The sequence below is a fragment of the Citrobacter europaeus genome, assembly GCA_020099315.1.
Classification (GTDB): domain Bacteria; phylum Pseudomonadota; class Gammaproteobacteria; order Enterobacterales; family Enterobacteriaceae; genus Citrobacter; species Citrobacter europaeus.
In genome coordinates this window covers 1,289,527-1,315,708 of the sequence record CP083650.1, presented here as the reverse complement: position 1 = coordinate 1,315,708, position 26,182 = coordinate 1,289,527, and the positions used below count along the sequence as shown (strand labels likewise).

Sequence of the window (26,182 nt, the reverse complement as noted above, 5' to 3'; positions counted from 1 at the left end):
AGGATCGTTGCAGATTCCCCACCTTAAATCAATTAAACAAATTAAAACCACACGCTATTTCGGAGTTAAATTAATTAAAAAACTTAAAACCATAAAACACATTAAAACCTTCTAACTTATTGTGAAATAAATCAAAAATTACCTCCAAAATACTCCTTACGATGTATGCAGCAGGGGAAAAAAGAAATACGTCGTAATAAAAAACACCCCCTTCAATTGCAAACAAAACGTTATCAGGTTGCTAAACAGGGCAACAAAAACAGAAACCCAGTAACAAATATAGCATCGGGGCTCTATTTACTATGTTCGGTAATAATATATTCACGCAAGTTAAACGCTCAGAAAATAAAAAGATGGCGGCTATCGCGCAATTTCTGAAAGAGAATGATTTGAGCGTTGATACCACCGTCGAAGTATTTATCACCGTTACCCGTGATGACCGCCTGATCGCCTGCGGCGGCATTGCCGGCAATATCATAAAATGCGTCGCCATCTGCGAATCCGTAAGGGGTGAAGGCTTAGCGCTGACGCTGGCGACCGAGTTAATCAACCTCGCCTATGAGCGCCACTGTACGCACCTCTTCATCTATACAAAAACCGAGTACGAGTCGCTGTTTAAGCAGTGTGGTTTTTCTACTCTGACCAGCGTCCCCGGCATTATGGTGCTCATGGAAAACAGCACCACACGTCTGAAACGCTATGCAGAATCACTGGCGAAACAGCGTCGTGAAGGGAAAAAAATTGGTTGTATCGTCATGAACGCCAACCCCTTCACCAACGGACACCGTTTTCTGATCCAACAGGCGGCCGCGCAATGCGACTGGCTGCATCTGTTTTTGGTGAAAGAAGATACCTCGCGTTTTCCGTATGAAGACCGACTGGATCTGGTGCTTAAAGGGACCAAAGACATTCCACGTTTAACCGTACATCGCGGTTCGGAATACATCATTTCCCGCGCCACGTTCCCGTGCTACTTCATCAAAGAGCAGAGCGTTATTAACCACTGCTACACCGAAATAGACCTGAAAATCTTCCGCCAGTATCTGGCCCCGGCTCTCGGCGTTACGCACCGCTTCGTCGGTACGGAGCCGTATTGCACCGTCACCTCCCAGTACAACAATGATATGCGCTACTGGCTGGAGACCCCAACGCTTCCCGCCCCACCGATTGAACTGGTGGAAATTGAGCGGCTGTGCTTCCAGGAGATGCCGATTTCCGCCTCCTGGGTGCGCAAGCTGCTGGTTAAAAAAGATCTCACGGCTATCGCATCCCTGGTCCCTGACGCCACGCTGCATTATCTGCAAAGCATGGTTGAGCGAGCCTCATCGGGTGCGGCAGTCCGCCAAAATACCCCCGCATTAGCAACAGGTGAAAAATGAAAATAAACCAGGCAGCCGTCGCAGGCACACTCGAGTCCGGTGATGTGATGATTCGCATCGCCCCGCTCGATTCGCAGGATATTGACCTGCAGGTTAACAGTAGCGTCGAAAAGCAGTTCGGTGATGCCATTCGGGCCACCATCCTGGACGTTCTGTCCCGCTACAACGTACGCGGCGTGCAATTAAATGTTGATGATAAAGGCGCACTGGACTGCATTTTACGTGCGCGACTGGAAGCACTACTGGCCCGCGCTGGCGGTATTCCGGCACTGCCATGGGAGGATTGCCAGTGATTAGCGAATCTTTGCAGCAACGTAAAACCCGTACCCGCCGCAGCATGCTGTTCGTACCGGGTGCCAATGCCGCCATGGTCAGCAACTCGTTCATCTACCCGGCAGATGCGCTGATGTTCGACCTCGAAGACTCCGTCGCGTTGCGCGAGAAAGATACTGCTCGTCGTATGGTGTACCACGCGCTGCAGCATCCGCTGTATCACGACGTTGAAACTATCGTGCGCGTAAACGCCCTCGACTCCGAATGGGGCATTAACGATCTCGAAGCCGTGGTACGTGGCGGCGCAGACATCGTGCGTTTACCGAAGACCGATACCGCGCAGGATGTTATCGACATCGAAAGCGAAATCCTGCGTATCGAGAAAGCCTGTGGCCGTGAACCCGGCAGCACTGGTCTGTTAGCCGCTATTGAATCGCCGTTAGGCATTACCCGTGCGGTAGAAATTGCCCACGCTTCCGAGCGCCTGATCGGTATTGCCCTGGGCGCGGAAGATTATGTGCGTAACTTGCGCACTGAACGCTCCCCGGAAGGGACTGAACTGCTGTTTGCCCGCTGCTCTATTTTGCAGGCGGCACGCTCTGCCGGCATTCAGGCGTTCGACACCGTGTATTCCGATGCCAACAACGAAGCAGGTTTCCTGCACGAAGCCTCACACATCAAGCAGTTGGGTTTTGACGGCAAGTCGCTCATCAACCCGCGCCAGATCGAACTACTGCACAACCTGTACGCCCCGACGCGTAAAGAGCTGGCTCACGCGCGCCTGGTGGTAGAAGCCGCTGAAGCCGCCGCTCGCGAAGGCCGTGGCGTAGTTTCCCTGAACGGCAAAATGGTCGACAGCCCGGTTATCGAGCGCGCCCTTCTGGTTATCTCCCGTGCAGAACTTTCCGGCATTCGCGAAGAATAAGGCAAAAAAATGACGCAGAAAATCGAACAGTCTCAACGCCAGGATCGCGTGGCGACCTGGAGCCGTCATGCAGAAAGTGAGCTTTCCGCTTATCAGAGCACCGCAAAAGTAGAACTGCAGGCGCAAAAACCGCGCGACAAAAAGCTGTGCGCTAACCTGGAAGACGCCATTCGCCGTTCCGGTTTACAGGACGGCATGACCATCTCTTTTCACCACGCTTTCCGCGGCGGCGATCTGACGATTAACCTGGTGATGGACGCCATCGCCAGTATGGGCTTTAAAAATCTGACGCTGGCCTCCAGTTCCCTGAGCGACTGCCATGCTCCGCTGGTTGAGCACATCCGCCAGGGCGTGGTTAGCCGTATTTATACCTCCGGCCTGCGTGGTCCGCTGGCGGAAGAGATCTCACGTGGCCTGCTGGCCGAGCCGGTACAGATTCACTCCCACGGCGGCCGTGTACACCTGGTACAAAGCGGCGAACTCAGCATTGATGTGGCGTTCCTCGGCGTACCGTCCTGCGACCCGTTTGGCAACGCCAACGGTTATACCGGTAAAGCGTGCTGCGGCTCACTGGGCTATGCCCGCGTCGATGCCGAAAACGCGAAACAGGTTGTCCTGCTGACTGAACAGCTGCTGACCTATCCGCATAACCCGGCCAGCATTACACAAGATCAGGTGGATCTGATCGTGCAGATCGACCAGGTCGGCGATGCGGACAAAATCGGTGCCGATGCGACCCGCATGACCACCAACCCGCGTGAACTGTTAATCGCCCGAAGTGCGGCAGACGTCATTGCTAACTCCGGTTACTTCAATGAAGGCTTTTCACTGCAGACAGGAACCGGCGGCGCTTCTCTGGCCGTTACACGTTTCCTGGAAGACAAAATGCGCAGCCGCGATATCCGCGCTGACTTTGCGCTGGGCGGCATCACCGCGACCATCGTTGATCTGCACGAAAAAGGCCTGATCCGCAAACTGCTGGACGTACAGAGCTTTGACCGTAACGCGGCGGAGTCTCTGGCCCGCAACCCAAACCACATTGAGATCAGCGCTAACCAGTATGCCAACTGGGGCTCGAAAGGCGCATCTGTCGATCGTCTGGACGTCGTGGTGCTGAGCGCGCTGGAAGTTGATACCAGCTTCAACGTGAACGTACTGACCGGTTCTGACGGCGTACTGCGCGGCGCATCCGGTGGTCACTGCGATACCGCGGTTGCGGCTGCGCTTTCCATCATCGTCGCTCCGCTGGTTCGTGGGCGCATCCCGACGCTGGTTGATAACGTGCTGACCTGCGTAACGCCAGGCTCCAGTGTTGACATTCTGGTCACTGACCACGGTATCGCCGTTAACCCTGCGCGTCCGGAACTGGCAGAACGTCTGAAAGAAGCCGGTATGAAAGTGGTTTCCATTGAATGGCTGCGCGAACGCGCACAGCAGCTCACCGGTCAGCCACGCGCTATCGACTTTACCGACCGCGTGATTGCCGTTGTGCGTTACCGCGATGGCTCGGTGATTGACGTTGTGCATCAGGTGAAGGAATAAGCCATGCACCTGCTCCCTGAACACGCCACCCAACACGCGGTTTCTATTCCCGAGCTGCTCGCCAGCCGTGATGAGAGGCAAGCAAGGCAACATGCCTGGCTGACCCGCCACCACGCGGCGCTGGTCTCGTTTACCGTGGTCGCACCGGGTCCGATTAAAGACAGCGAATTAACTCGTCGCATCTTTAATCACGGCGTCACCGCCCTGCTCGCGCTGGCGGAAAAATCCGCCTGGATTATCAGGGAGCAAACGGCGCTGGTTTCTGCCAGCGGTCCGGAAGGTCTTTTGTCTGTTGAGGCTCCGGCCCACGACCTCAAGCTCGCCACGATTGAACTTGAGCATTCACACCCGCTGGGACGGTTATGGGACATCGATGTCCTGACCCCTGAGGGGGAAATTCTGTCCCGGCGTCATTTCGCACTCCCTGCCCGCCGCTGTCTGTTGTGCGAGCAAAGTGCTGCCGACTGTGCGCGGGGTAAAACCCACGCGCTTTCCGACTTACTTTCTCAGATGGAGGCTCTGCTGCATGATGCCGATTCCCGCAACATCAACCAATAACGCAGTCCTTCCTCTGGATCTGCCTGATGCTTACGCAACGCTTGCGTGGCGGGCTATGTTGACTGAAGTCAACCTGTCGCCCAAACCCGGTCTGGTGGATCGTATTAACAACGGCGCGCATAAAGATATGGCGCTGGAAGATTTTCATCGCAGTGCTGAAGCGATTCAGGCGTGGCTACCACGTTTTATTGAATATGGGGCGTTTAGCGCGCAGCTGTCACCTGAAGATGTGCTGAAAGGACTGCGTCCGCTGGGCATGGCCTGCGAAGCCGATATGTTTCGCGCCACCGCCGGGGTAAACACCCATAAAGGGAGCATCTTTTCGCTGGGGCTGCTGTGCGCCGCCATTGGCCGCCTGCACCAGCTCCAACTGACTGTTACCGCTGAAACCATTTGCTCTACGGCAGCAACATTTTGCCGTGGCCTGACCGAGCGCGAACTGCGCCAGAACAATCAACAACTCACGGCTGGCCAACGTCTTTATCAGCAATTGGGATTAACCGGCGCACGGGGCGAAGCCGAAGCGGGGTACCCGCTAGTCATCCAGCATGCCCTGCCGCACTACCGCGCACTGCTGACTCAGGGCCGCGACCCTGAACTGGCGTTACTCGACACATTATTGCTGCTGATGTCTATCAACGGCGACACCAACGTGGCTTCACGTGGCGGCGCAGAAGGTCTGCGTTGGCTACAGCAGCAGGCCACCTCCCTGTTGCAGCAAGGGGGAGTTCGCACCCCTGCCGATCTCGAATACCTGCGCCAGTTCGACCAACAGTGCATTGAACGCAACCTCAGTCCTGGAGGCTGCGCCGATCTGCTGATCGTCACCTGGTTCTTAGCTCAGATTTCACAAGTTCATCATTATCACAATTAAAGATCCTTTCCGGAGAATCACACACATGTCTTTAGCAAAAGATAAAATATGGAAGTTATTGGCCCCGCTGGTTGTAATGGGCGTCATGTTTCTTATCCCTGTACCCGATGGAATGCCCCCACAGGCCTGGCACTACTTTGCTGTATTTGTGGCGATGATCGTCGGTATGATCCTTGAGCCAATTCCGGCAACAGCGATCAGCTTTATCGCCGTCACGATCTGCGTTATCGGCAGCAACTATCTGCTGTTTGATGCTTCCGAACTGGCCGACCCGGCGTTTAAAGCGGGTAAGCAAGCGCTGAAATGGGGTCTGGCAGGCTTCTCCAGCACCACCGTGTGGTTGGTGTTCGGTGCGTTTATCTTCGCACTGGGTTATGAAGTCACCGGTCTGGGTCGTCGTATCGCACTGTTCCTGGTGAAATTCATGGGTAAACGTACCCTGACGCTGGGCTATGCGATTGTTATCATCGACATTCTGCTGGCGCCGTTTACACCGTCCAACACCGCGCGTACCGGTGGCACCGTATTCCCGGTAATTAAAAACCTGCCGCCGCTGTTTAAGTCATTCCCGAACGATCCTTCCGCGCGCCGTATCGGCGGATATCTGATGTGGATGATGGTCATCAGTACCAGCCTGAGCTCCTCTATGTTCGTTACCGGCGCTGCGCCTAACGTGCTGGGTCTGGAATTCGTCAACAAAATTGCCGGTATTCAAATCAGCTGGCTGCAATGGTTCCTCAGCTTCCTGCCGGTGGGTATTATTTTGCTGATCGTTGCTCCGTGGCTGTCCTATGTTCTGTACAAGCCAGAAGTCACTCACAGTGCTGAAGTTGCCGCATGGGCCGGTGATGAACTGAAAACCATGGGTAAACTGACGCGCAAAGAGCTGACCCTGATCGGTCTGGTTCTGCTCAGCCTGGGTCTGTGGGTCTTCGGTGGTAAACTGATTGATGCAACCGCAGTAGGCCTGCTCGCCGTTTCCCTGATGCTGGCGCTGCACGTGGTACCGTGGAAAGACATTACCCGCTATAACAGCGCATGGAACACCCTGGTCAACCTCGCCACGCTGGTCGTTATGGCGAATGGTTTAACCCGTTCAGGCTTCATCGACTGGTTCGCCAACACCATGAGCACGCACCTGGAAGGCTTCTCGCCTAACGCGACCGTGATCGTTCTGGTGCTGGTGTTCTATTTTGCTCACTACCTGTTTGCCAGCCTTTCTGCACACACTGCCACCATGCTGCCGGTTATTCTGGCCGTCGGTAAAGGCATCCCGGGCGTTCCAATGGAACACCTGTGTATCCTGCTGGTACTGTCTATCGGTATCATGGGCTGTCTGACTCCGTATGCAACGGGCCCTGGCGTTATCATCTACGGCTGTGGTTATGTGAAGTCCAAAGACTACTGGCGTCTGGGTGCTATCTTCGGCGTTATCTACATCTCTATGCTTCTGCTGGTCGGCTGGCCGATTCTGGCAATGTGGAGCTAATCATCCTGGTTCACGCCTGATGAAAATGATGCCAGTCAGCTAAACCTGACTGGCATTTTTTATGATTAAATAGATGATATTCAGAATTTATATAAGTATCCGAAATCATCATGACATCAACATGGCGTTATTCTTCGTTGCTGGCAGCACTCCTGCTGCCCGTTTCTGCGGCTCAGGCCGATGAACTTCTGGCAAAACAGTACGCTGATTTTGACAGCTACGTGCTGGCCCTCTCCTGGCAAACCGGATTTTGTCAGAGTCAACACGAGCGTAATCGTCAGGAGCCTGACGAATGTCGTCTGCAAAAAGAGAGCGCGAACAAAGCAGATTTCCTGACCGTTCACGGTTTATGGCCCAGCCTGCCAAAATCCATCGCCGCCCGTGGAGTAGACAACCGCCGCTGGATGCGCTTTGGCTGCGCGACTCGCCCTATTCCCAACCTGCCTGAAGCACGCGCCAGCCGTAAATGCGCGGCCCCCGAAACCGGTCTGTCGCTGGAAAGCGCGGCAAAACTCAGCGCCGTAATGCCCGGCGCAGGCGGGAGAACTTGTCTGGAACGTTACGAGTATGCCAAACATGGCGCCTGTTTCGGCTTTGATCCCGACGAGTATTTCGGCACGATGGTACGGCTAAATAACGAGGTTAAGAACAGTGAGGCGGGCAAGTTCCTGGCGGAAAACTACGGCAAAACCGTCAGCCGTAGCGCATTTGACGCCGCCATCGCCAAAAGCTGGGGCCAAGAGAGCATCAAAGCCGTGAAGCTAAGCTGCCACGGCAATCCGGCGTATCTCACCGAGATCCAGTTGTCCCTGAAGGCCGACACCATCAACCAGACGTTATCCCCACAGTCATTCTTACCGCAGCCGCATCCGGGTAACTGCGGTAAACAGTTTATTATCGATAAAGTGGGATACTGAAACTCGCGACCGGGCATAACGCTGATCCCCATCGGGCGGATCAGCGTTATACGTTCTAAAAAGATTACGATTGAATAAAGTTGAGCAGATCGCCGTTGATCTGTTGTTTATGGGTGGTGCAAATACCATGCGAGCCGCCGACATACACCTTCAGCTGCGAGTCCGGCAGTATTTCCGCCGCGACCTTTCCGCAGGTTTCAAACGGGACAATCTGATCGTCATCACCGTGGATGACCAGCGTCGGAATGGTCATTTTTTTGAGGTCCTCACGCAGGTCGGTTTCTGAAAACGCGTGAATACAGTCGTACAACGCTTTGATGGAACCTTGTAAGCCCTGTTCAACAAAGCTTTCGCGAACGGCTTTTGACTCGTTCGCACCCGGGCGGTTGTAGCCATAGAATGCTGCGGTCAGTTCATAGAAAAAGGCAGCGCGATCGTTTATCACCCCTTCACGGATGCCATCAAACACCTCTTTCGGCACGCCATTTGGATTAAAGTCGGTCTTGATCATAATGGGCGTCACCGCGCCGATTAACACCGCTTTTGCCACCCGCTGCGTTCCATGGCGACCTATGTAGCGCGCCACTTCCCCACCGCCGGTAGAGTGTCCGACATGAACAGCATCTTTAAGATTGAGATGCGCGGTCAGTTCAGCCAGATCGTCAGCATACTGATCCATATTGTGGCCATCCCAGGGTTGAGCCGAACGCCCATGGCCGCGCCTGTCATGGGCGATTACACGAAATCCTTTCGACCCGAGGAACAGCATCTGATCTTCAAACGCATCTGCCGTCAACGGCCAACCATGGCTGAAGACGATAGGCTGTCCACTTCCCCAGTCTTTAAAATGCAAATAGCTGCCGTCTTTCAAGGTAAGTTTGTCGTACTCGCTCATGAGATCTCCTGTCGCGGAACACTGAGTTGTTTGACGCGCCCGTAGCGAGCGCTTAAAAAGCATAATGCAAATTGGAGAACGATCACGTTTTTCGGCTAAAATCACACTATATGCGACAAAATTGATGATTTACCTGAATGTGAACTAAATCACTTCAAACATGGGGTAAGTCTCAGTATCATCATAAAAGCTAAACCCTTGCCGCCTGACGGTGAGGGTTTTCTTTTGGGATTATTTACCTGCGCACCCGCAGTTTCGACGACATGGAGTAATAAATGTCCAGACCAACTATCATCATTAACGACCTCGATGCGGAACGCATTGACCGCCTGTTGGAGCAACCTGCGTTTGCTGGTTTACCGATTGCCGACGCCCTGAACGCCGAGCTGGATCGTGCCCAAATGTGTTCTCCAGAAACCATGCCGCACGATGTCGTAACCATGAACAGCCGCGTGAAATTCCGCAATCTGAGTGATGGCGAAGTCCGTGTGCGTACCCTGGTGTATCCGGCCAATATGACTGACAGCAGCACACAGCTTTCGGTAATGGCACCTGTCGGCGCTGCACTTCTGGGCCTGCGCGTTGGCGACACTATTCACTGGGAACTGCCTGGCGGGACCTCAACGCACCTCGAAGTCATCGAGCTTGAGTACCAGCCTGAAGCTGCAGGCGACTACCTGCGCTAACTCTGTCTTATCAAAGCCACGCGCTTTATCTTACAGGGGATGCATCCGCATCCTCTTTCCGGTTAGATTTCCCTGCTCCTCGCTTTCTTTCCTGTTCGCAAAACATAAATCTGTGTCGTGACTGACAGAATCATTTTTAATACTATGCTGTTATGTGTTCATGTAATGACAAGGAGAATGTTTATGTACAACACAATCATAATGCCTGTTGATGTATTCGAAATGGAACTGAGCGACAAGGCTATTCGCCATGCAGAATTTCTGGCCCAGGATAAAGGGGTTATCCATCTGCTGCATGTGCTGCCAGGCTCAGCGAGCTTAAGCCTGCACCGCTTTGCGGCAGATGTCCGTCGTTTTGAAGAGCATCTGCAACACGAAGCGGAAACCCGTCTGCAAACAATGGTCGGTCACTTCAGCATCGATCCTTCCCGTATTAAACAACACGTCCGCTTTGGCAGCGTCCGTGACGTGGTCAACGAGTTGGGTGAAGAGTTGAATGCGGATGTGGTCGTCATTGGATCGCGTAACCCATCAATCAGCACCCATCTGCTCGGCTCAAATGCTTCCAGCGTAGTTCGCCACGCGACGCTGCCGGTGCTGGTCGTGCGTTAACAGCCTCACCGTTACTAAAGAAACCCCTGCCAGGTTAATGCCTGACAGGGGTTTTTATTACCTCACAATCAGTACAAATGACCGATATTGACGATAGTGCTGACCGTATCGCCAAAGAACGTCAGACGACTCAGGAATACGCCAACAAACAGCAGGACAAAGAGCGCTTTTGCACGACGCTCGCCCTGGCGGCTGAGCGCAAAGGCCACCGCCAGACACACCAGGCTTGCGAGATAAAGCGGCGACGTCAGCCAGGCATGCGCCGTCATCTGCATGATAGTGCCGCCGCTTAGCCAGATAACATGCGCGGCAATCATGACCGCCATACAAACAATAATTCCCTGGCGCAATGCGGCAACGGCAGGCGCGAGGTTAAGCAGCGGAATCGCCGCGCAGCCCATCACCCACACCGTAATGAAAAACAGCAGCATTGTCAGACCGTTGGCGATCGCCACCATTGCCGGGGCGGCATAGGTCATCCCCTGAACCGCCACCAGTGCGATCCCGAGAACAGAAGCCAGAACCGCCGGCACTTTATGTCCTTTTGCCAAAAACGTCACGCCCACCGCCGCGCCGTATAACGTTGCGCCGAGAATTTCACGGCTGAGCCAGGCGTGCTGCAGGTTGATCAGGGCGTTGTAGGCGCGATCCGGATGCGCAAGGTGCAATACCGCCGCCACGGAAGCCGCTGCCAGAATCAGCCCGCTAACCAACCAGTACAGGCGTTTGCTTTCCAGTTTTCCTTGCAACGCGCGCAGCGTCAGAATGAGCGTTATACCGACCGACATCTGGCTCAAGACGGTAAAAATAACCAGAGGAAGTTCATACTTTTCCATTACTTGCCCTCCGGTTGCTTCGGTTGACGCGCGAGGATAAAACGCGTGCCAGGATTAAGCTGCGGCATACGCGGGAATCCCGGCGGATACTGCACCGCATTGTCAGGTATCGGATCGGCATCGAGGTCAATAAGCGTCAGCGCACCTACCGGACAGGCATTCACGCACGCCGGCTGCATGCCAACATCAAGACGCTCGTAGCACATGCTGCATTTTTCCGCTTTTTTCGTTTCTTCATTAAAGCGCGGCGCACCGTATGGACAGTTGCGGATACAGTTTTTGCATCCGATACAACGTTCCGGGTTATGCACGACAACGCCATCCTCACGTTTGGTGTACGCCTCTACCGGACAAGCTGCCAGGCAGGCCGGATTTTCGCAGTGGTTACAGGCCAGCGAGTAGAACGCTCGCTCCTCATGCGGATAAATTTCTTTATCCAGCGGGTAGACATAGCGCCAGAAACGTTCTGGCTCCAGCTGGTTAAAACTTTTACACGCCATCGCACAGCCACGGCAGCCGATGCACTTATCGCTATTAACTAAAAACGCGCGTCTCATGCCGCTGCTCCTTCATTTCCTGACAGAGTAATATCTACAAATTGACTGTGAATGGCCGCACCAGGTGCGCCTGTCGCCATTTTCCCCATATCGGCTGGCGTATCTTTAACCACATTCTGTACGTTGTAACTAAGCTTATTGAACCAGGACTCGTACATCACAAGAAAATCTTCCGGCACGTTGGTGGTGATTTTGGCGCGCAGCTCAACATGACCCGCCTCGTTGAAAACTTTGACGTGAGCGCCCTCTGTGATGCCCTTTTTCTGCGCAGCAAGCGGGTGGATATAGACAAAGGGTTCTGGCCAAAAAACCTGCATCCAGTCCAGATTGACAAACTGCGAGTGCAGACCGTACTGCAGGTGAGGTGTAAACAGGTGGAACGGCAGCGCTCCCTGCGCACCCGCTTTATATTCAGGCAAAGCCGTGTGACCGTTTTCCGCGCAGCGTTCTGATTTAAACTCATACTTGCCTGACGGCGTTTTGAATTTGCGATCGAACCAGGCCGCGCTGCTGACCATTTTTGCTTTGCGGGGTCCTTCCAGCAGGTCATTCCAGCCCGCTATGCCGAACTGTTTGCCCATTCCCTCATTGAATTCCTGATCCAACCAACGTTTAGCATCAAACTCCTGCGGGAAGGTACATGAACCGGGTTCCAGTTTATTGATGGTTTTGGACAACAGCGCCGCTATTTCAGGATCGCTCTTGCACTCATACAGCGGTTTAATAGCCGGTTCGTTGACGGATAACCAATAGTGCCAATAGGACGAAGAGACATCCCATTGCTCAAAAGTTGTTGTGACGGGCAGCACGATATCCGCATGCTGGACGGTTTCGTTGAAGAACTGGTCGACACAAACCACCATTTCCAGTTTATCAAACGCTTTGATCATCTTGTTGCGGTCGAAATCCTGAGCAAATGGGTTTTTAGAGGCCACCCACAGCATACGTACCGGTGGTTCACTGGCGTCGAGGATCCCCTGCGCCGTTTGGTTGATGTTCAGCGCACGATCGGAGTATTCGCTCTTCTCACCGCTATCGCTAACAAACTCGCCCACCGGACCACCAGCGCCTTTCATACCGACAGAACCTGCAGGAGGCTTTTGCATCATTCCGTGGTAGTTATAGCCCCATGTCTGCAGATGGCCGTAGCGAGCGCCGCCGCCCTCAATACCAATATTGCCGGTCATCGCCACAAAGGCATCGATCGCACGTACGTTAGCGCCGCCGTTAACATGGCGCTGCATGCCGTAGCCAATCCACACGGTGGCAGGATTAACCGCCGTAAACTCTTCCGCCAACTGGCGAATCACATCCGCCGACAGACCGCAAATTTCAGCAGCCCACTCTACGGTCACACTGTTGCGTAGATACGCTTCGAATTCCGGGTATCCGTGGGAATAGTGAGTGACGAAATTCTGATCCACCAAACCTTTATCCACCAGGTGGCGCGCCATGCCCAGCGCCAGGGCGCCATCAGAGCCTGGACGAACACGTAAATAGAGATCGGCTTTCGCGGCGGTTTGCGTTAACAGCGGATCGATAACGACCACTTTTGCGCCTTTCTCCCGCGCCTGATAGATGTACTTCATGGTGTGCATAGAGCACCATGCCGGGTTAGCGCCCCAGATGATGATGTATTTTGCTTTAACAAAATCTTCCGGGTCGTTACACCACATGTCGCCCATGTCGTAGTTCTGGGCATCGATACCCGCTGGCCAGCAAGGCGTCCCGGCAAAACGGGTGGTGTAACCCAGCGAAGACATCATCCCTTCAACGGCATAGCCCATCACCCCAAGATTGCCTGAGTATTTTGACAGCGCCAGCCCAAGCATTGAGCCGTCTTTCTTTTTGATCTCCAGCATCTTGGTTGCAATGCGCTGCATTGCTTCGTCCCAGGAGATACGACGCCAGTTACCGCTGCCACGAACATCCTGAATCATCGGATATTTAATGCGATCCGGGCTATATACCCGGCGAGGATAAGTCAGACCTTTTACACACGGTGTTCCGTGCGTAAACGTTGACTCAGGCGCGCCTTCCACAAAGGTGATAACGTCATCCTTGACCCAGGTTTTCAGGCTACAGGTGTCATAGCAGTTACGCGGACAGGCGTTGCGAGAAATTTTGTAGGTTTTGGGGTTAAACGGAATGGGCGGTTGCGCCAATGCGCAGCGTGAAGTCAGCAATCCCCCTGGCAGGGCAGCCACTGTTCCAAGGGCAATTAAGCCTTTCAAAAATGAACGTCTGTTCAGAATTCCCGGTTCATTACTCATATTGATACTCTCGTGTTTAATTCATCAAGCCAAGAAGACAACCTTTCCGCGACGGTTTTCAGCGTGGCGGTCTGTGCATTTATATTTATTTTTTCTATATACTCGGGCACCCATATCGCTATATACTCGCTTACATATCGAGTAAGGGCGACCTGGTATTCTGCTGATGTTCTGGCATTAGCCGATAATAAAACCGCTAATTCCAATACACAGGAAATATGATCATCCGGAATGTTATTTACATGACTTATAGACAAACCTATGTTTGCCATAAATTCCCGCATGCTCAGCGTTGATTTACCCATTACGAGGGCATCTTCTTCGAGATAAACCGAAGCGAATGGCGCGGCCTTTAGCGTCTGCGGCCCGACAAATAGCGCATTGAAGTCATACTCCGCTTCCAGCCACTCCTGCTCTGTTAGCAGCGAGGCATTTGTATCCAAAGCTGAATAAGCCGCTTTCAGCGTGTGACTATCGTGAGAAATAAAAAAATCACGCAACAACAACCCTGTCGATTCAAAGATCGTCAGGGTTTCATATATTTCACCCATGAATTAACCAACCATTTATTCATACAACAAATGAAAACATAATGCAGGTTAATATAATAAAGAAAACGTCTAATCTTTCTTTGATAAAACTAATGATCAGACTAATTAAGTGAATGTTTTATGCGGTTAATTGTTTCAAGAATTGACAATATGAGAGCGCGGAAATAAAAAACCGCCAGCGGATGACTGGCGGTTTTGAGATTGCAGGTGAGTCTTACTTTTTTATGCTACTGTCGTGCGAATCAGATAATCAAACGAACTCAACGAGGCCTTCGCGCCTTCACCGGTCGCGATGATGATCTGCTTATACGGTACGGTGGTGCAGTCACCGGCGGCGAAAACGCCCTTCACGCTGGTTTCACATTTGGCATCGATGATGATTTCACCCATGCGATTACGTTCAACGGCACCTTCCAGCCAGTTGGTGTTTGGCAACAGACCAATCTGTACAAAGATACCTGCCAGTTCCACGCTGTGAACATCGCCGCTCACGCGGTCGCGATACTCCAGACCAGTGACTTTGCTGCCATCGCCTTTCACTTCTGTCGTTTGCGCATTCAGAATGATGTCGACGTTTTTCAGGCTGCGAAGCTTATTCTGCAGCACCTGATCAGCCTTCATTTCAGGAGCAAACTCCAGCAACGTCACATGTTCAACAATGCCTGCGAGGTCAATAGCTGCTTCAACACCAGAGTTACCGCCGCCAATCACCGCCACGCGCTTACCCTTAAACAGCGGGCCGTCGCAGTGCGGGCAGTAAGTTACGCCTTTGGTGCGATACTGATCTTCGCCCGGAACGTTCATGTTGCGCCATTTCGCGCCGGTGGCGATGATAATGCTGCGCGCTTTCAGCACCGCGCCGGATGCCGTTTCAATCTGGTGCAAACCACCTTCCTGCGCCGCCGGAACCAGTTTGCTTGCGCTCTGGCTGTCGATCACATCAACATCATAATCATCAACGTGTGCTTTCAGCGCGCCCGCCAGTTTCTGGCCTTCGGTTTTCGGTACCGAGATGTAGTTTTCAATATCAACGGTATCAAGAACCTGACCGCCAAAGCGTTCGCCCATCAGACCGGTGCGAATACCTTTACGTGCAGAGTACACCGCCGCAGCCGCTCCCGCAGGACCGGAGCCAACAATCAACACATCGTAGGCATCTCGCTTATTCAGCTCTTCGGCCGCACGTTTTTCTGCGCCAGTATCCACTTTCGCGACAATCTCAGTCAGCGTCATACGACCCTGGCCGAACTCTTTGCCGTTCATATATACCGCCGGAACGCCCATCACATTGCGATCGGTGATTTCGTTCTGGAATGTACCACCGTCAATCGCCGTATGCTTGATGCGTGGGTTCAATACCGACATCAGGTTCAGCGCCTGTACCACATCCGGACAGTTATGGCAGGAGAGCGAATAATAGGTTTCAAATTCAAAATCACCGTCGAGATCGCGGATCTGCTCCAGCAGCGCCTGCGCCTCTTTTGACGGATGACCGCCAGTCCACAATAGCGCCAGTACCAGCGAGGTAAACTCATGGCCCAGCGGAGAACCGGCAAAGCGCGGCCCCTGGTGAGAACCGGGATTGGTAATCAGGAACGATGGCTTACGTACCGCCAGAGTATTGTCTTCTTTAAAGGTGACTTTTTCTGACAGTTCAGCAATTTCAGTCAGCAGTTCCTTGATTTCTGCCGATTTAGCGCTGTCATCCAGCGTAGCAATCAGCTCAACAGGTTTGGTCAGTTTCTCAAGGTAAGCCCTGAGCTGGGTTTTCATATTTGTGTCGAGCATTCTTCTTCCCTCTCTGAAAACATCATCATGCAAGCGGCCTCGTTCAGGCAGTCTGAATACGTTTGCATCATGGTGTTGGAATAAAACGGGCACGACGCACCCGCTTAAGGATTAATTCGCAAGAATTTCGTGTTACAGGCAGACGGCAAGCTTATGAATCCCCGGGAGCTTACATAAGTAAGTTACCGGGGTGATTAAGCGTAGCCAACGCACCTGTAGCGCGAAAGGCGTAGCGAATTTTAGATTTTACCGACCAGGTCCAGAGATGGGGCTAACGTGGCTTCACCTTCTTTCCATTTTGCCGGGCAAACTTCACCTGGGTGAGAAGCGACGTACTGAGCCGCTTTGATTTTGCGCAGCAGGTCAGACGCATCACGGCCGATACCTTCAGCGGTAACTTCGATTGCCTGGATGATACCCTGCGGGTCAACAACGAAGGTTGCGCGGTCAGCCAGACCTTCATCTTCACGCATGTTGTCGAAGTTACGGGTCAGGGCGCCAGTCGGGTCGCCGATCATCGCGTATTTGATTTTCGCGATGGTGTCAGAGCTGCTGTGCCATGCTTTGTGGGTGAAGTGGGTGTCAGTAGATACGGAATACACATCTACGCCCAGTTTCTGCAGTTCTTCGTAATGGTCTGCAACGTCGCCCAGTTCGGTCGGGCATACGAAGGTGAAGTCAGCCGGGTAGAAGAAGAAGACGCTCCAGCGACCTTCGGTATCTTTCTCGGTTACTTCGATGAACTCACCGTTTTTGAACGCCTGGTTTTTGAAAGGTTTAATTTTGGTATTAATCAAAGACATCTGTACTTCCTCCGTGTTTTCGTTGAGAGATAAGTTAACGAAAATCTCTTCGCAGGGCTAATGCGTTTCCTTTATCAAATCAATAAGCGATAACTAACAACCCACTCAAACACATGTTGTGAACCTAAAGATAAAAGTAAAAAAGGCCCCCTTTGCAGGGAGCCTCATTACCCGAGCTACCCGCAGGTAACGTCAGTGCCAGCAGGGCTGGCTATGTGTTGCGCTCTACATTACCTTAACAAAGGTCGTAACAGCGATTGGGATTACATCACCCAACTCAAGAAAGGGCAATCGACGGACGGTCGATCTTACCTATGGCTGCGATAGGTTTTGCAACTAAGTCCCCTTTCCTTCTGATTTTATAAGGAAAATCAATGTTTAAACGTACCTTACTGTTAACCCTGCTCCCTGCCGTGGTGCATGCCGAAGAACTGCCTGCTCCCGTTAAAGCTATTGAGAAACAGGGTATTACTATCCTGAAACCCTTCGACGCGCCGGGAGGAATGAAAGGCTATCTGGGAAAATACCAGGACATGGGGGTCACTATCTATGTCACGCCTGACGGTAAACATGCCATCTCCGGCTACATGTATAACGAAAAAGGCGAAAATCTCAGCAATGCGCTAATCGAAAAAGAGATCTATGCTCCTGCGGGACGAGAGATGTGGCAGCGAATGGAAAAAGCAGCATGGATTCTGGACGGGAAAAAAGAGGCCCCGGTCATCGTCTACGTGTTTGCAGATCCTTTCTGTCCCTATTGCAAACAGTTCTGGCAGCAGGCGCGTCCGTGGGTGGACGCCGGTAAAGTTCAGTTGCGTACATTATTGGTTGGCGTAATTAAACCTGAAAGCCCGGCCACCGCCGCTGCAATTCTGGCAGCCAAAGATCCGGCCAAAACCTGGCATGACTATGAGGCATCCGGTGGGAAAATGAAGCTGGAAATCCCGGCTTCGGTCCCTGCGGAGCAAATGAAGGTACTGAATATCAACCAAAAGTTGATGGATGATTTGGGGGCCAACGTAACGCCGGCTATCTATTACATGAGTAAAGACGATACGTTACAACAGGAAGTAGGCTTACCGGATAAAGAAAAATTAAACATTATCATGGGAAATAAATAAAGGTAACAAGATGAGTGATTGTTATCGTTCTCATTTCAATCACTCATTAGAATTAACTTTCTGGTGAAAATTACGCAATCTGTGCTATTTTAGCTAAAGTTAATTATTCATTAAGCACAGAAACATAAATTCCAAGAATAACTAGCATTTAAACTATTCCATAATTGAATTTTTCAATACATTACCATCACAGGAAGGTATGCATGGCTAACCTCTATGACCTCAAAAAGTTCGATCTCAACCTGCTGGTTATATTTGAATGCATATATCAACATTTAAGCATCAGCAAAGCTGCAGAAACGCTGTACATCACACCATCAGCCGTAAGCCAGTCATTACAACGACTGCGTACGCAGTTTAACGACCCTTTGTTTATTCGCTCCGGCAAAGGCATTACGCCTACGGTGACAGGCGTCAATCTTCATCAGCACCTTGAGCAGAATCTAAATAAACTGGAACAAACCATTAATATTATGCACGGATCCAGTCTGAAAAATAAATTCGTAATCTACAGTCCACAAATCACCACCACGCTGGGCGTAACGGAATTAATAAACTCATTAAGAAAAAACTCCGATGTCGAAATTGAACACCACGATATATTAATGTCGACAGAAACCGCAGAAAATATTCTGGCGTACCGCAAGGCTGATCTAATCATCTCGACAGTACCTGTGCACAACCGCTCTATCGTATGTACCCTGTTTAAAACAGTTGAAAGTGTTTTAGTATGCAGCAGGAATCATCCCAGAATGGTTGAACACAGTACGCTTGAAGAAATCATGCGCGAGCAGTTTACATTGCTTATCACGACTCAACCAAGCGTCCAGGAGCAACAGTCAGCAGCGAATAATCTCTTTCTCAACCGTAAAATAGGTTTTAGTAGTGATTCGTTGACTTCTATTGCCAATATTATTGCCAGCACGGATATTATTGGTCTCCTTCCCAAAATAATATATGAGCAAAACGCCGCTGCGCTTAACCTCAAAGAGATCAGTGTTGATTTCAAATTACCATCAGTTAAGCTATTTCTAATGTATAATCGCTCCTCACTTAATAACAAATCATTTGCTGAGTACATTAAAACGATCACCCCATAGGCTCTGTAAATAACAACGCAACAATATATATTTTTTATAAATTAGACGGCAATATTTAAACCGTGAATATGTTTAAGTATTGCATCCTGGTGAAATTAGCATATCTTATTGAAAGTATTTACTATAGCTGTAAATAATAAAATCTGGATATGGACTTGATATGTCTGTTTATAAAATACCACTGAATCAAAACGTTCTCGAAGCCGCACAGGAACGTATTGCCTGGACGCTTGAGGCTCTGCCACGCATTTGCGTTTCTTTCTCTGGGGGTAAAGATTCTGGGTTGATGTTACATCTGACGGCCATAAGTGCCCGCCAGTCAGGTAAAAAAATTGACGTGTTATTTATCGACTGGGAAGCCCAGTTTTCATGCACTATCGACTATGTACAGGCGCTTCGCGAACGTTATTCCGATGTCATCGAACGTTTTTATTGGGTCGCATTACCGCTCACTACGCAAAATTCCCTCTCCCAATTTCAACCTGAATGGCAATGTTGGGAACCGGGCACGCCGTGGGTTCGCCAGCCTCCGGAAGATGCCATAACCGATCCTGAGTATTTCTCTTTTTACCAGCCCGGCATGACGTTTGAACAATTTGTTCGCGAGTTCGCTGACTGGTATTCAGAGAAACGACCAGCCGCGATGATGGTCGGGATCCGCGCCGATGAATCATATAATCGTTTTGTCGCCATTGCTAATTCGCAAAAACAACGCTTTGCCGATGATAAGCCCTGGACCACCAGCGCCCCCGGCGGGCATACCTGGTATATTTACCCACTTTATGACTGGAAAACCGCCGACATCTGGACCTGGTTTGCTAAAACCCAGCTGCCATGCAACCCCTTGTATAACCTGATGTATCAGGCCGGTGTTCCTACACGATATATGCGCATCTGCGAACCCTTTGGGCCAGAGCAGCGTCAGGGACTGTGGCTCTACCATGTTATTGAGCCTGAACGCTGGGCGACAATGTGCGCGCGCGTCAGCGGCGTAAAAAGCGGCGGGATTTATGCAGGTCTCGATAACCATTTTTATGGTCATCGAAAAATATTGAAACCCGAACATTTAAGCTGGCAGGAATATGCCATGCTGCTGCTCAACAGCATGCCGGAAACGACCGCCGAACATTATCGCAATAAAATCGCCGTCTATTTGCAGTGGTATAAGAAAAAGGGCATGGAAAATATTCCGCAAACTCAGGAACGAGATATTGGCTCAGCGGATATTCCGTCGTGGCGGCGTATCTGTAAAGTCCTGCTGAATAACGACTACTGGTGTCGGGCGCTGTCATTCAGCCCAACAAAACCCAAAAACTACCAACGTTATAACGAACGCATGAAAACCAAACGCCAGGAATGGGGGATCTTATGCAACAACGATTAACTCAGGAACTCGTTGACTTTCTTTCTAATCTGTCAGAAAAAGAGAGAATTGAAGCCATCAATGAATTCAGGCAGGCGATACACAGCGTCAGTCCTTTTCGCGAAGAGCCTGTAGACTGCGTGCTGTGGGTTAAAAATGATCACATTTCACCTAATGACTACAATCCCAATAACGTTGCGCCACCGGAGAAAAAGCTGTTGCTGAAATCTCTGGAAGCTGACGGATTCACGCAACCCATCGTGGTGGTCCACTCCACGGCTGAAGAATACGAAATTGTCGATGGTTTCCACCGCCATGAACTCGGGAAAGCCAAAGCCTCGCTGCGCACAAGGCTAAAAGGATATTTGCCGGTCTCCTGTTTAGAGCGTGAGCGTCATGAGCGTATGGCTGCGACCATCCGCCATAACCGCGCTCGCGGACGTCACCAAATTCATGCCATGTCCGAAATCGTCCGTGAATTATCAATGCTGGGCTGGAGTGAAGAGAAAATTGGCAAAGATCTCGGCATGGATAGTGACGAGGTTTTACGCCTGAAACAAATTAACGGCCTGCAAGAATTGTTTGCCGACCGTCGCTTCTCCAAAGCCTGGACGGTTAAATAGCTACAGCGAAACCAGACGTTCGGCTGCCGCTATCAGCGTCGATTCCTGCTTGGCAAAACATAGGCGAATCAGCTTATGCGGGAAAGGATCGGCGCAGAAAACCGATAGCGGGATCGCCGCAACGCCCACTTCTTTGGTCAGCCACTGGCAAAACTCAACGTCGCCAAGCGTGGAGACGGCGCTGTAATCGACCAGCAGAAAATACGTGCCTTCACACGGCAGAATTTCCAGTCGGCTTTCACGCAGCGCATTTACCAGTACATCGCGTTTTTTCTGATAAAAGGCTGGCAACTCACGATAATGCGTTGGATCTTCGCGCAGCATATCCGCCAGCGCCAGCTGTGCCGGCGTATTAACGGAAAACGTCAGATACTGGTGTACCTTGCGCAATTCCGTGCTAATGGCGGCAGGCGCTACGCAGTAGCCGACTTTCCAGCCGGTCATATGATAAGTCTTACCAAACGATGAAACGGCAACGGCACGTTCACGCAGCTGCGGATGCGCCAGCACGCTGGCATGCCCCTGTCCGGCGAAGCAGATATGTTCATACACTTCATCGCTGATGACAAAAATATCGCGTTCTTTAATCGCCTGCCACAGGGCATCAAAATCAGCGTGATGCCACACGCTGGCGGAAGGGTTGTGCGGAGTGTTAAGGATCACCAGCCGGGTCCGTTCGCTAAGTAACGCGCTAAATTCCTGCCAGTCGACGCGAAAAGACGGCGGTTGCAGCGCGATGCGTTTGACCACGCCGCCGGATAATTCGATCGCGGGCGCATAGCTGTCGTAGCTCGGGTCAAAACAAATCACCTCATCGCCAGGCCGTACCAGTGCCGTAATCGCGGCGTACAATGCTTCTGTAGCCCCCGCAGTGACGGTCACTTCGCTATTCGCATCAGGTTTATAGCCGTACAGCTGCGCGGTTTTATCCGCAATAGCTTCGCGCAGCGGCTGTACGCCCGTCATCGGCGCATACTGGTTTGCGCCATGCGCGACGTGAAACGCCAGACGTTCTTGTAAAAAGAGCGGACCATCAAAATCAGGAAATCCCTGCGAGAGGTTAATGGCCTGGTGCTGCTGCGCCAGCGCGCTCATTTGCGTGAAAATAGTGGTGCCCAGATTAGGCAGTTTGCTTTGCGGAATCAGCGGGTTATTACTCATTATAGTTATCCCAGCATGTGATGTTGTGGTTGAAGCCACTATAGCACGATGCTAGTATTTGGCAATCAAGACGTTCAGACGTCTATATAAAAATAACCTGCCTGGACAGGACAGCCAAAAGGACAACACAACATGAGTAATACCGAGATTCGCGTCGTCACCGGCCCGGCCAACTATTTTTCCCATCCCGGCAGCCTGTCGAGACTCAACGATTTTTTCACCGGGGATCAACTCTCACGCGCCGTCTGGGTATATGGTCAGCGCGCCATCGATGCAGCCCGACCTTATCTGCCAGAGGCCTTTCATCTTGCCGGGGCTAAACGTCTGCTGTTTACGGGTCATTGCAGTGAAACAGATGTCGCTCAACTGGCAAAAGAGTCAGGAGAGAATCGCAGCGTGGTGATTGGCGTGGGCGGCGGAACATTGCTCGACACGGCCAAAGCGCTGGCCCGTCGTCTGGGTCTGCCTTTTGTCGGTATTCCTACTATCGCGGCGACCTGCGCCGCCTGGACACCGCTCTCCGTCTGGTATAACGATGCTGGACAGGCGCTACATTTTGAAATTTTCGCGGATGCCAACTTCCTCGTACTGGTAGAACCCGAGATCGTTCTCCATGCGCCAGAAGAATACTTACTGGCGGGGATTGGCGACACGCTGGCGAAATGGTACGAGGCCGTCGTGCTCGCACCTCAACCGGAAACCCTGCCGCTTACCGTGCGTCTGGGTATCCATGCTGCGCAGACGATCCGCGACGTCCTGCTGGAAAGCAGCGAGCAGGCGCTGGCAGACAAACAACAAGGCACGCTAAGCCGAACGTTTTGCGATGTGGTGGATGCTATTATTGCCGGAGGCGGCATGGTTGGCGGTCTGGGCGAGCGCTATACCCGCGTGGCGGCCGCGCATTCGGTACACAATGGCCTGACCGTCCTCCCGCAAACGGAGAAGTTTTTACACGGCACCAAAGTGGCGTACGGCATACTGGTGCAGAGCGCGCTGCTGGGACAAGATGATGTGCTGGCGCAGTTGATTACCGCTTATCAGCGCTTCAACCTGCCAACCCGATTAGCTCAACTGGAAGTGAACATCAATAACCGCGTCGAACTCGATAAGGTTATCGCGCACACTCTGCGCCCTGTGGAGTCCATTCACGCGCTGCCGGTAACGTTAACGCCGCAGACCCTGCGCGCAGCGTTCGAAAAGGTAGAGTCGTTTACGGTGTGATTAGGGTGCGGGTTGCCTGATGGCGGCTTCGCCTTATCAGGCCTACGGTCAAAGCATTGTTGTAGGCCGGATAAGCGTCAGCGCATCCGGCAAAAAATTAACAGCACTTCGCGCCGCCTTTCCCCCCATAGCGCGCATCCTGACGCTCGCGGAAAAATTCTTCATAGGTCATTGGCATCTGGTCCGGATGCGTGACGCGCATATGTTCAACATAGTTGTCGTAATCCGGCACACCTATCATTAATCGGGCGGTTTGACCTAAATATTTCCCAGCTTTGGAGAGCGTTTCAAACATAGTGTTTCCCTGTCGTACAAACGCCCTCCCCGTTCAGGAGAGGGCTCGTTGGTTAAGAGAATATTAGTGCGCGCCTTTCGCCTGCGCCACGATCTCTTCGACATTCTCAGGCATCGGTTCGTACGGCGTTTCTTTCGACGTCGGTTTGTCCTCTTTCAGCGCTGCCAGCGCAGTTCTGATGGAGAACAGACCCAGCACCACAACGACCACCATGAAAAAGATGGTCAGTCCCGCATCCAGTCGGTTATTAAATACCAGTTGCGTCAGCTGCGACTGGGTGTACTGCGCCGGAATGTTGCCGCTGTCGATCATCGCCTGGAACTTGTTGGCGATAGCCAGGAAGCCGATTTTCGCATCCGGGCTAAACGCTTTCTGCCAGCCAGCGGTCAGGGTACAAATCAGCAGCCATGCCGTTGGCACCAGCGCCACCCATGCGTAGCGCTGACGTTTCATCTTGAACAACACCACAGCACAGAGCATCAGCGCCATACCGGCCAGCATCTGGTTGGCAATACCGAACAGCGGCCACAGAGTATTAATACCGCCCAGTGGATCCACCACCCCCTGGTGCAAGAAGTAACCCCAGGCCAACACGCACAGCGCTGTAGCCAGCAGGTTCGCAGGCAGCGAATCGGTACGTTTCAGACTCGGTGACACCACGCCCAGCAGATCCTGCAGCATAAAGCGCGCGGCACGTGTACCAGCATCTACCGCCGTCAGAATAAACAGCGCTTCAAACAGAATGGCGAAGTGATACCAGAACGCCACATCCATCATACCGCCCAGCGCGCCGTGCAGAATGTACGCCATCCCTACAGCCAGCGTCGGCGCTCCGCCTGCACGGGAGATAATGGATTGTTCACCGACTTCATTGGCGATTTGATGCAGGGTGTCCGGCGTAATGGCAAAGCCCCAACTGCTGACCACCTGCGCCGCAGAAGCGACTACGTCAACCGTCCCCGCCGGAGCCAGCACCGCCATCGGGCTGTTCATCGCAAAGTACACGCCCGGATCGATGATACACGCAGAAACCAGCGCCATGATGGCGACAAAGGATTCCATCAGCATCCCGCCGTAGCCGATAAAGCAGGCCTGCCCTTCATTCGCCAGCATCTTCGGCGTGGTACCGGAAGCGATCAGCGCATGGAAGCCCGATACCGCGCCACAGGCAATGGTAATAAACAGGAACGGGAACAGGTTACCGGTCCAGACCGGGCCAGTACCATCAACAAACTTAGTCAGCGCAGGCATGGTCAGCGTCGGACGCATGATCAGAATCCCTACCGCCAGACCAACAATGGTGCCGATTTTCAGGAAAGTAGAAAGATAATCACGCGGCGCCAGCAGCAGCCACACCGGCAGCACGGCAGCGACAAAGCCGTAGCCCACCAGCATCCACGTCAGCTGTACTCCGGTAAAGTCAAAGTACGGCGCCCAGGTCGGGCTTTCAGCGACCCAGCCGCCGGAAATAATAGCAAACACCAGGAATACCAAACCGATGACCGACACTTCACCAATGCGGCCCGGGCGCAGATAACGCAGGTAAATCCCCATGAAGATCGCCAGCGGGATGGTAAACGCGACGGTGTAAGTGCCCCACGGGCTGTGGGTTAGCGCTTTCACGACGATCATCGCCAGTACCGCAAGGATAATCACCATGATCATAAAACAGGCCACCAGCGCAATGACGCCCGCCGTAGGGCCCATCTCTTCTTTCACCAGTTCGCCAAGGGAACGACCATCGCGACGGGTAGAAACAAACAGCACCATGAAATCCTGTACCGCCCCCGCCAGCACTACCCCGGCGAGCAGCCAGATCATACCTGGCAGATAGCCCATTTGCGCCGCCAGCACAGGTCCAACTAACGGACCTGCTCCGGCAATCGCCGCAAAATGGTGACCAAACAGCACTTTTTTATCGGTAGGAACATAGTCCAGACCATCGTTATGACGCACGGCTGGCGTCATACGCGTCGGGTCCAGCGCCAGTACATTTTTCGCAATGTACAGGCCATAGAAACGATAAGCGATTAGGTAGACACAGACCGACGCCACGACTATCCACAACGCGTTGATCTGTTCACCACGGTTTAATGCGATATAGCCGAGGGCAAATGCTCCCACTACGGAGAGCAATGTCCAGACGAGGTACTTCCCTGATTTGTTCATAGTTGTATCCGTTATCCTGGTCAGAGAGATGTTACATTTTGTTTCTATAACATCTTTTCTTGATTTAACAACCTGACAACCATGTAAAGCGGATATATCACTGATTTTTTACATTGTATTGTTAACTTGATCACTATCAACGCAGAGACAACTGAAAAAATTGCGCGCTAT

At 52.1% G+C, this 26,182-nt stretch carries 25 protein-coding genes; 15 read left to right on the top strand and 10 right to left on the bottom strand.

The features are described from left to right. Positions 1-302 precede the first annotated feature (302 nt). The 8 genes from citC to rna all read left to right on the top strand — a co-directional run bounded on the left by citC (position 303) and on the right by rna (position 7,957). Positions 303-1,379: a [citrate (pro-3S)-lyase] ligase gene (gene citC / locus LA337_06065; GenBank protein UBI17263.1), complete on the top strand. Its 1,077-nt coding sequence runs from the start codon at positions 303-305 to the stop codon at positions 1,377-1,379. After that, positions 1,376-1,672 carry a citrate lyase acyl carrier protein gene (gene citD / locus LA337_06060; protein UBI17262.1) on the top strand — a complete coding sequence of 99 codons (297 nt, stop codon included), beginning with the start codon at positions 1,376-1,378 and terminating at the stop codon, positions 1,670-1,672. Before citC ends, citD begins: the two co-directional genes overlap by 4 nt. After that, on the top strand, positions 1,669-2,577 hold the full coding sequence (locus tag LA337_06055; protein UBI17261.1) for a citrate lyase subunit beta: 909 nt from the start codon (positions 1,669-1,671) through the stop codon (positions 2,575-2,577). The genes citD and LA337_06055 overlap by 4 nt, the downstream gene beginning before the upstream one ends. A 9-nt stretch (positions 2,578-2,586) precedes the next feature. Continuing rightward, positions 2,587-4,119 (top strand): citrate lyase subunit alpha, encoded by a 1,533-nt coding sequence (gene citF / locus LA337_06050; GenBank protein UBI17260.1) that lies wholly within the window; start codon positions 2,587-2,589, stop codon positions 4,117-4,119. 3 nt (positions 4,120-4,122) lie between these two features. Continuing rightward, a complete protein-coding gene (gene citX / locus LA337_06045; protein UBI17259.1) occupies positions 4,123-4,677 on the top strand; it encodes a citrate lyase holo-[acyl-carrier protein] synthase in 555 nt (184 codons plus the stop codon). Next, a complete protein-coding gene (gene citG / locus LA337_06040; protein ID UBI17258.1) occupies positions 4,646-5,551 on the top strand; it encodes a triphosphoribosyl-dephospho-CoA synthase CitG in 906 nt (301 codons plus the stop codon). The genes citX and citG overlap by 32 nt, the downstream gene beginning before the upstream one ends. 25 nt (positions 5,552-5,576) lie before the next feature. Further along, positions 5,577-7,040, top strand: a complete 1,464-nt coding sequence (citT, locus tag LA337_06035; GenBank protein UBI17257.1) for a citrate/succinate antiporter CitT — start codon at positions 5,577-5,579, stop codon at positions 7,038-7,040. 110 nt (positions 7,041-7,150) lie between these two features. Continuing rightward, positions 7,151-7,957, top strand: coding sequence for a ribonuclease I (gene rna, locus LA337_06030; GenBank protein UBI17256.1), 807 nt, complete (start codon positions 7,151-7,153; stop codon positions 7,955-7,957). A gap of 64 nt (positions 7,958-8,021) precedes the next feature. On the opposite strand, the gene LA337_06025 is transcribed toward rna, so the two are convergent. Further along, positions 8,022-8,852 carry an alpha/beta hydrolase gene (locus LA337_06025; GenBank protein UBI17255.1) on the bottom strand — a complete coding sequence of 277 codons (831 nt, stop codon included), beginning with the start codon at positions 8,850-8,852 and terminating at the stop codon, positions 8,022-8,024. Positions 8,853-9,127: 275 nt separating this feature from the next. Here LA337_06025 and rnk point away from each other — a divergent pair, with 275 nt between their 5' ends. Together rnk and uspG are read left to right on the top strand one after the other, a co-directional pair. Further along, positions 9,128-9,538 (top strand): nucleoside diphosphate kinase regulator, encoded by a 411-nt coding sequence (rnk, locus tag LA337_06020; GenBank protein ID UBI17254.1) that lies wholly within the window; start codon positions 9,128-9,130, stop codon positions 9,536-9,538. Between the two features lie 183 nt (positions 9,539-9,721). After that, positions 9,722-10,150 (top strand): universal stress protein UspG, encoded by a 429-nt coding sequence (gene uspG, locus LA337_06015; protein UBI17253.1) that lies wholly within the window; start codon positions 9,722-9,724, stop codon positions 10,148-10,150. Positions 10,151-10,218: 68 nt separating this feature from the next. On the opposite strand, the gene LA337_06010 is transcribed toward uspG, so the two are convergent. From LA337_06010 to ahpC, 6 genes are all read right to left on the bottom strand, one after another. Next, positions 10,219-10,986: a dimethyl sulfoxide reductase anchor subunit gene (locus LA337_06010; GenBank protein UBI17252.1), complete on the bottom strand. Its 768-nt coding sequence runs from the start codon at positions 10,984-10,986 to the stop codon at positions 10,219-10,221. Further along, positions 10,986-11,543, bottom strand: coding sequence for a 4Fe-4S dicluster domain-containing protein (locus LA337_06005; GenBank protein ID UBI17251.1), 558 nt, complete (start codon positions 11,541-11,543; stop codon positions 10,986-10,988). Before LA337_06005 ends, LA337_06010 begins: the two co-directional genes overlap by 1 nt. Continuing rightward, the gene (locus tag LA337_06000) at positions 11,540-13,816 is read right to left on the bottom strand and encodes a molybdopterin-dependent oxidoreductase (GenBank protein ID UBI17250.1); all 2,277 of its coding nucleotides are present in this window, start codon (positions 13,814-13,816) and stop codon (positions 11,540-11,542) included. The genes LA337_06005 and LA337_06000 overlap by 4 nt, the downstream gene beginning before the upstream one ends. Then, complete coding sequence (locus tag LA337_05995) at positions 13,813-14,367, bottom strand: molecular chaperone TorD family protein (GenBank protein ID UBI17249.1); 555 nt, start codon at positions 14,365-14,367, stop codon at positions 13,813-13,815. The genes LA337_06000 and LA337_05995 overlap by 4 nt, the downstream gene beginning before the upstream one ends. Before the next feature lie 222 nt (positions 14,368-14,589). After that, positions 14,590-16,155, bottom strand: a complete 1,566-nt coding sequence (gene ahpF / locus LA337_05990) for an alkyl hydroperoxide reductase subunit F (protein ID UBI17248.1) — start codon at positions 16,153-16,155, stop codon at positions 14,590-14,592. 239 nt (positions 16,156-16,394) lie between these two features. Beyond that, a complete protein-coding gene (gene ahpC / locus LA337_05985; protein UBI17247.1) occupies positions 16,395-16,958 on the bottom strand; it encodes an alkyl hydroperoxide reductase subunit C in 564 nt (187 codons plus the stop codon). 374 nt (positions 16,959-17,332) lie between these two features. Here ahpC and dsbG point away from each other — a divergent pair, with 374 nt between their 5' ends. The 4 genes from dsbG to LA337_05965 all read left to right on the top strand — a co-directional run bounded on the left by dsbG (position 17,333) and on the right by LA337_05965 (position 21,165). Beyond that, positions 17,333-18,079 (top strand): thiol:disulfide interchange protein DsbG, encoded by a 747-nt coding sequence (gene dsbG, locus LA337_05980; protein ID UBI17246.1) that lies wholly within the window; start codon positions 17,333-17,335, stop codon positions 18,077-18,079. A 203-nt stretch (positions 18,080-18,282) separates the two neighbouring features. Continuing rightward, on the top strand, positions 18,283-19,179 hold the full coding sequence (locus LA337_05975; protein UBI17245.1) for a LysR family transcriptional regulator: 897 nt from the start codon (positions 18,283-18,285) through the stop codon (positions 19,177-19,179). A gap of 160 nt (positions 19,180-19,339) precedes the next feature. Continuing rightward, complete coding sequence (locus tag LA337_05970; GenBank protein UBI17244.1) at positions 19,340-20,563, top strand: phosphoadenosine phosphosulfate reductase; 1,224 nt, start codon at positions 19,340-19,342, stop codon at positions 20,561-20,563. Beyond that, positions 20,548-21,165, top strand: coding sequence for a ParB/RepB/Spo0J family partition protein (locus tag LA337_05965; GenBank protein ID UBI17243.1), 618 nt, complete (start codon positions 20,548-20,550; stop codon positions 21,163-21,165). The genes LA337_05970 and LA337_05965 overlap by 16 nt, the downstream gene beginning before the upstream one ends. Here the strand turns inward: LA337_05965 and LA337_05960 are convergent, their stop codons facing one another. Beyond that, positions 21,166-22,326, bottom strand: a complete 1,161-nt coding sequence (locus LA337_05960) for a pyridoxal phosphate-dependent aminotransferase (GenBank protein UBI17242.1) — start codon at positions 22,324-22,326, stop codon at positions 21,166-21,168. Between the two features lie 132 nt (positions 22,327-22,458). On the opposite strand from LA337_05960, the gene LA337_05955 reads away from it, so the two are divergent. After that, positions 22,459-23,547 carry an oxidoreductase gene (locus tag LA337_05955; GenBank protein ID UBI17241.1) on the top strand — a complete coding sequence of 363 codons (1,089 nt, stop codon included), beginning with the start codon at positions 22,459-22,461 and terminating at the stop codon, positions 23,545-23,547. A 97-nt stretch (positions 23,548-23,644) separates the two neighbouring features. Here the strand turns inward: LA337_05955 and LA337_05950 are convergent, their stop codons facing one another. Then, on the bottom strand, positions 23,645-23,842 hold the full coding sequence (locus tag LA337_05950; protein UBI17240.1) for a YbdD/YjiX family protein: 198 nt from the start codon (positions 23,840-23,842) through the stop codon (positions 23,645-23,647). A gap of 63 nt (positions 23,843-23,905) precedes the next feature. Beyond that, complete coding sequence (gene cstA, locus LA337_05945; GenBank protein UBI17239.1) at positions 23,906-26,011, bottom strand: carbon starvation protein CstA; 2,106 nt, start codon at positions 26,009-26,011, stop codon at positions 23,906-23,908. Positions 26,012-26,182 lie beyond the last annotated feature (171 nt).

Excerpts from the sequence above, each read along its gene's own strand:
- citC (UBI17263.1), top strand. The coding sequence starts at position 303 with ATGTTCGGTAATAATATATTCACGCAAGTTAAACGCTCAGAAAATAAA.
- citD (UBI17262.1), top strand. The coding sequence starts at position 1,376 with ATGAAAATAAACCAGGCAGCCGTCGCAGGCACACTCGAGTCCGGTGAT.
- citF (UBI17260.1), top strand. The coding sequence starts at position 2,587 with ATGACGCAGAAAATCGAACAGTCTCAACGCCAGGATCGCGTGGCGACC.
- citX (UBI17259.1), top strand. The coding sequence starts at position 4,123 with ATGCACCTGCTCCCTGAACACGCCACCCAACACGCGGTTTCTATTCCC.
- citG (UBI17258.1), top strand. The coding sequence starts at position 4,646 with ATGATGCCGATTCCCGCAACATCAACCAATAACGCAGTCCTTCCTCTG.
- citT (UBI17257.1), top strand. The coding sequence starts at position 5,577 with ATGTCTTTAGCAAAAGATAAAATATGGAAGTTATTGGCCCCGCTGGTT.
- rna (UBI17256.1), top strand. The coding sequence starts at position 7,151 with ATGACATCAACATGGCGTTATTCTTCGTTGCTGGCAGCACTCCTGCTG.
- LA337_06025 (UBI17255.1), bottom strand. The coding sequence starts at position 8,852 with ATGAGCGAGTACGACAAACTTACCTTGAAAGACGGCAGCTATTTGCAT.
- rnk (UBI17254.1), top strand. The coding sequence starts at position 9,128 with ATGTCCAGACCAACTATCATCATTAACGACCTCGATGCGGAACGCATT.
- uspG (UBI17253.1), top strand. The coding sequence starts at position 9,722 with ATGTACAACACAATCATAATGCCTGTTGATGTATTCGAAATGGAACTG.
- LA337_06010 (UBI17252.1), bottom strand. The coding sequence starts at position 10,986 with ATGGAAAAGTATGAACTTCCTCTGGTTATTTTTACCGTCTTGAGCCAG.
- LA337_06005 (UBI17251.1), bottom strand. The coding sequence starts at position 11,543 with ATGAGACGCGCGTTTTTAGTTAATAGCGATAAGTGCATCGGCTGCCGT.
- LA337_06000 (UBI17250.1), bottom strand. The coding sequence starts at position 13,816 with ATGAGTAATGAACCGGGAATTCTGAACAGACGTTCATTTTTGAAAGGC.
- LA337_05995 (UBI17249.1), bottom strand. The coding sequence starts at position 14,367 with ATGGGTGAAATATATGAAACCCTGACGATCTTTGAATCGACAGGGTTG.
- ahpF (UBI17248.1), bottom strand. The coding sequence starts at position 16,155 with ATGCTCGACACAAATATGAAAACCCAGCTCAGGGCTTACCTTGAGAAA.
- ahpC (UBI17247.1), bottom strand. The coding sequence starts at position 16,958 with ATGTCTTTGATTAATACCAAAATTAAACCTTTCAAAAACCAGGCGTTC.
- dsbG (UBI17246.1), top strand. The coding sequence starts at position 17,333 with ATGTTTAAACGTACCTTACTGTTAACCCTGCTCCCTGCCGTGGTGCAT.
- LA337_05975 (UBI17245.1), top strand. The coding sequence starts at position 18,283 with ATGGCTAACCTCTATGACCTCAAAAAGTTCGATCTCAACCTGCTGGTT.
- LA337_05970 (UBI17244.1), top strand. The coding sequence starts at position 19,340 with ATGTCTGTTTATAAAATACCACTGAATCAAAACGTTCTCGAAGCCGCA.
- LA337_05965 (UBI17243.1), top strand. The coding sequence starts at position 20,548 with ATGCAACAACGATTAACTCAGGAACTCGTTGACTTTCTTTCTAATCTG.
- LA337_05960 (UBI17242.1), bottom strand. The coding sequence starts at position 22,326 with ATGAGTAATAACCCGCTGATTCCGCAAAGCAAACTGCCTAATCTGGGC.
- LA337_05955 (UBI17241.1), top strand. The coding sequence starts at position 22,459 with ATGAGTAATACCGAGATTCGCGTCGTCACCGGCCCGGCCAACTATTTT.
- LA337_05950 (UBI17240.1), bottom strand. The coding sequence starts at position 23,842 with ATGTTTGAAACGCTCTCCAAAGCTGGGAAATATTTAGGTCAAACCGCC.
- cstA (UBI17239.1), bottom strand. The coding sequence starts at position 26,011 with ATGAACAAATCAGGGAAGTACCTCGTCTGGACATTGCTCTCCGTAGTG.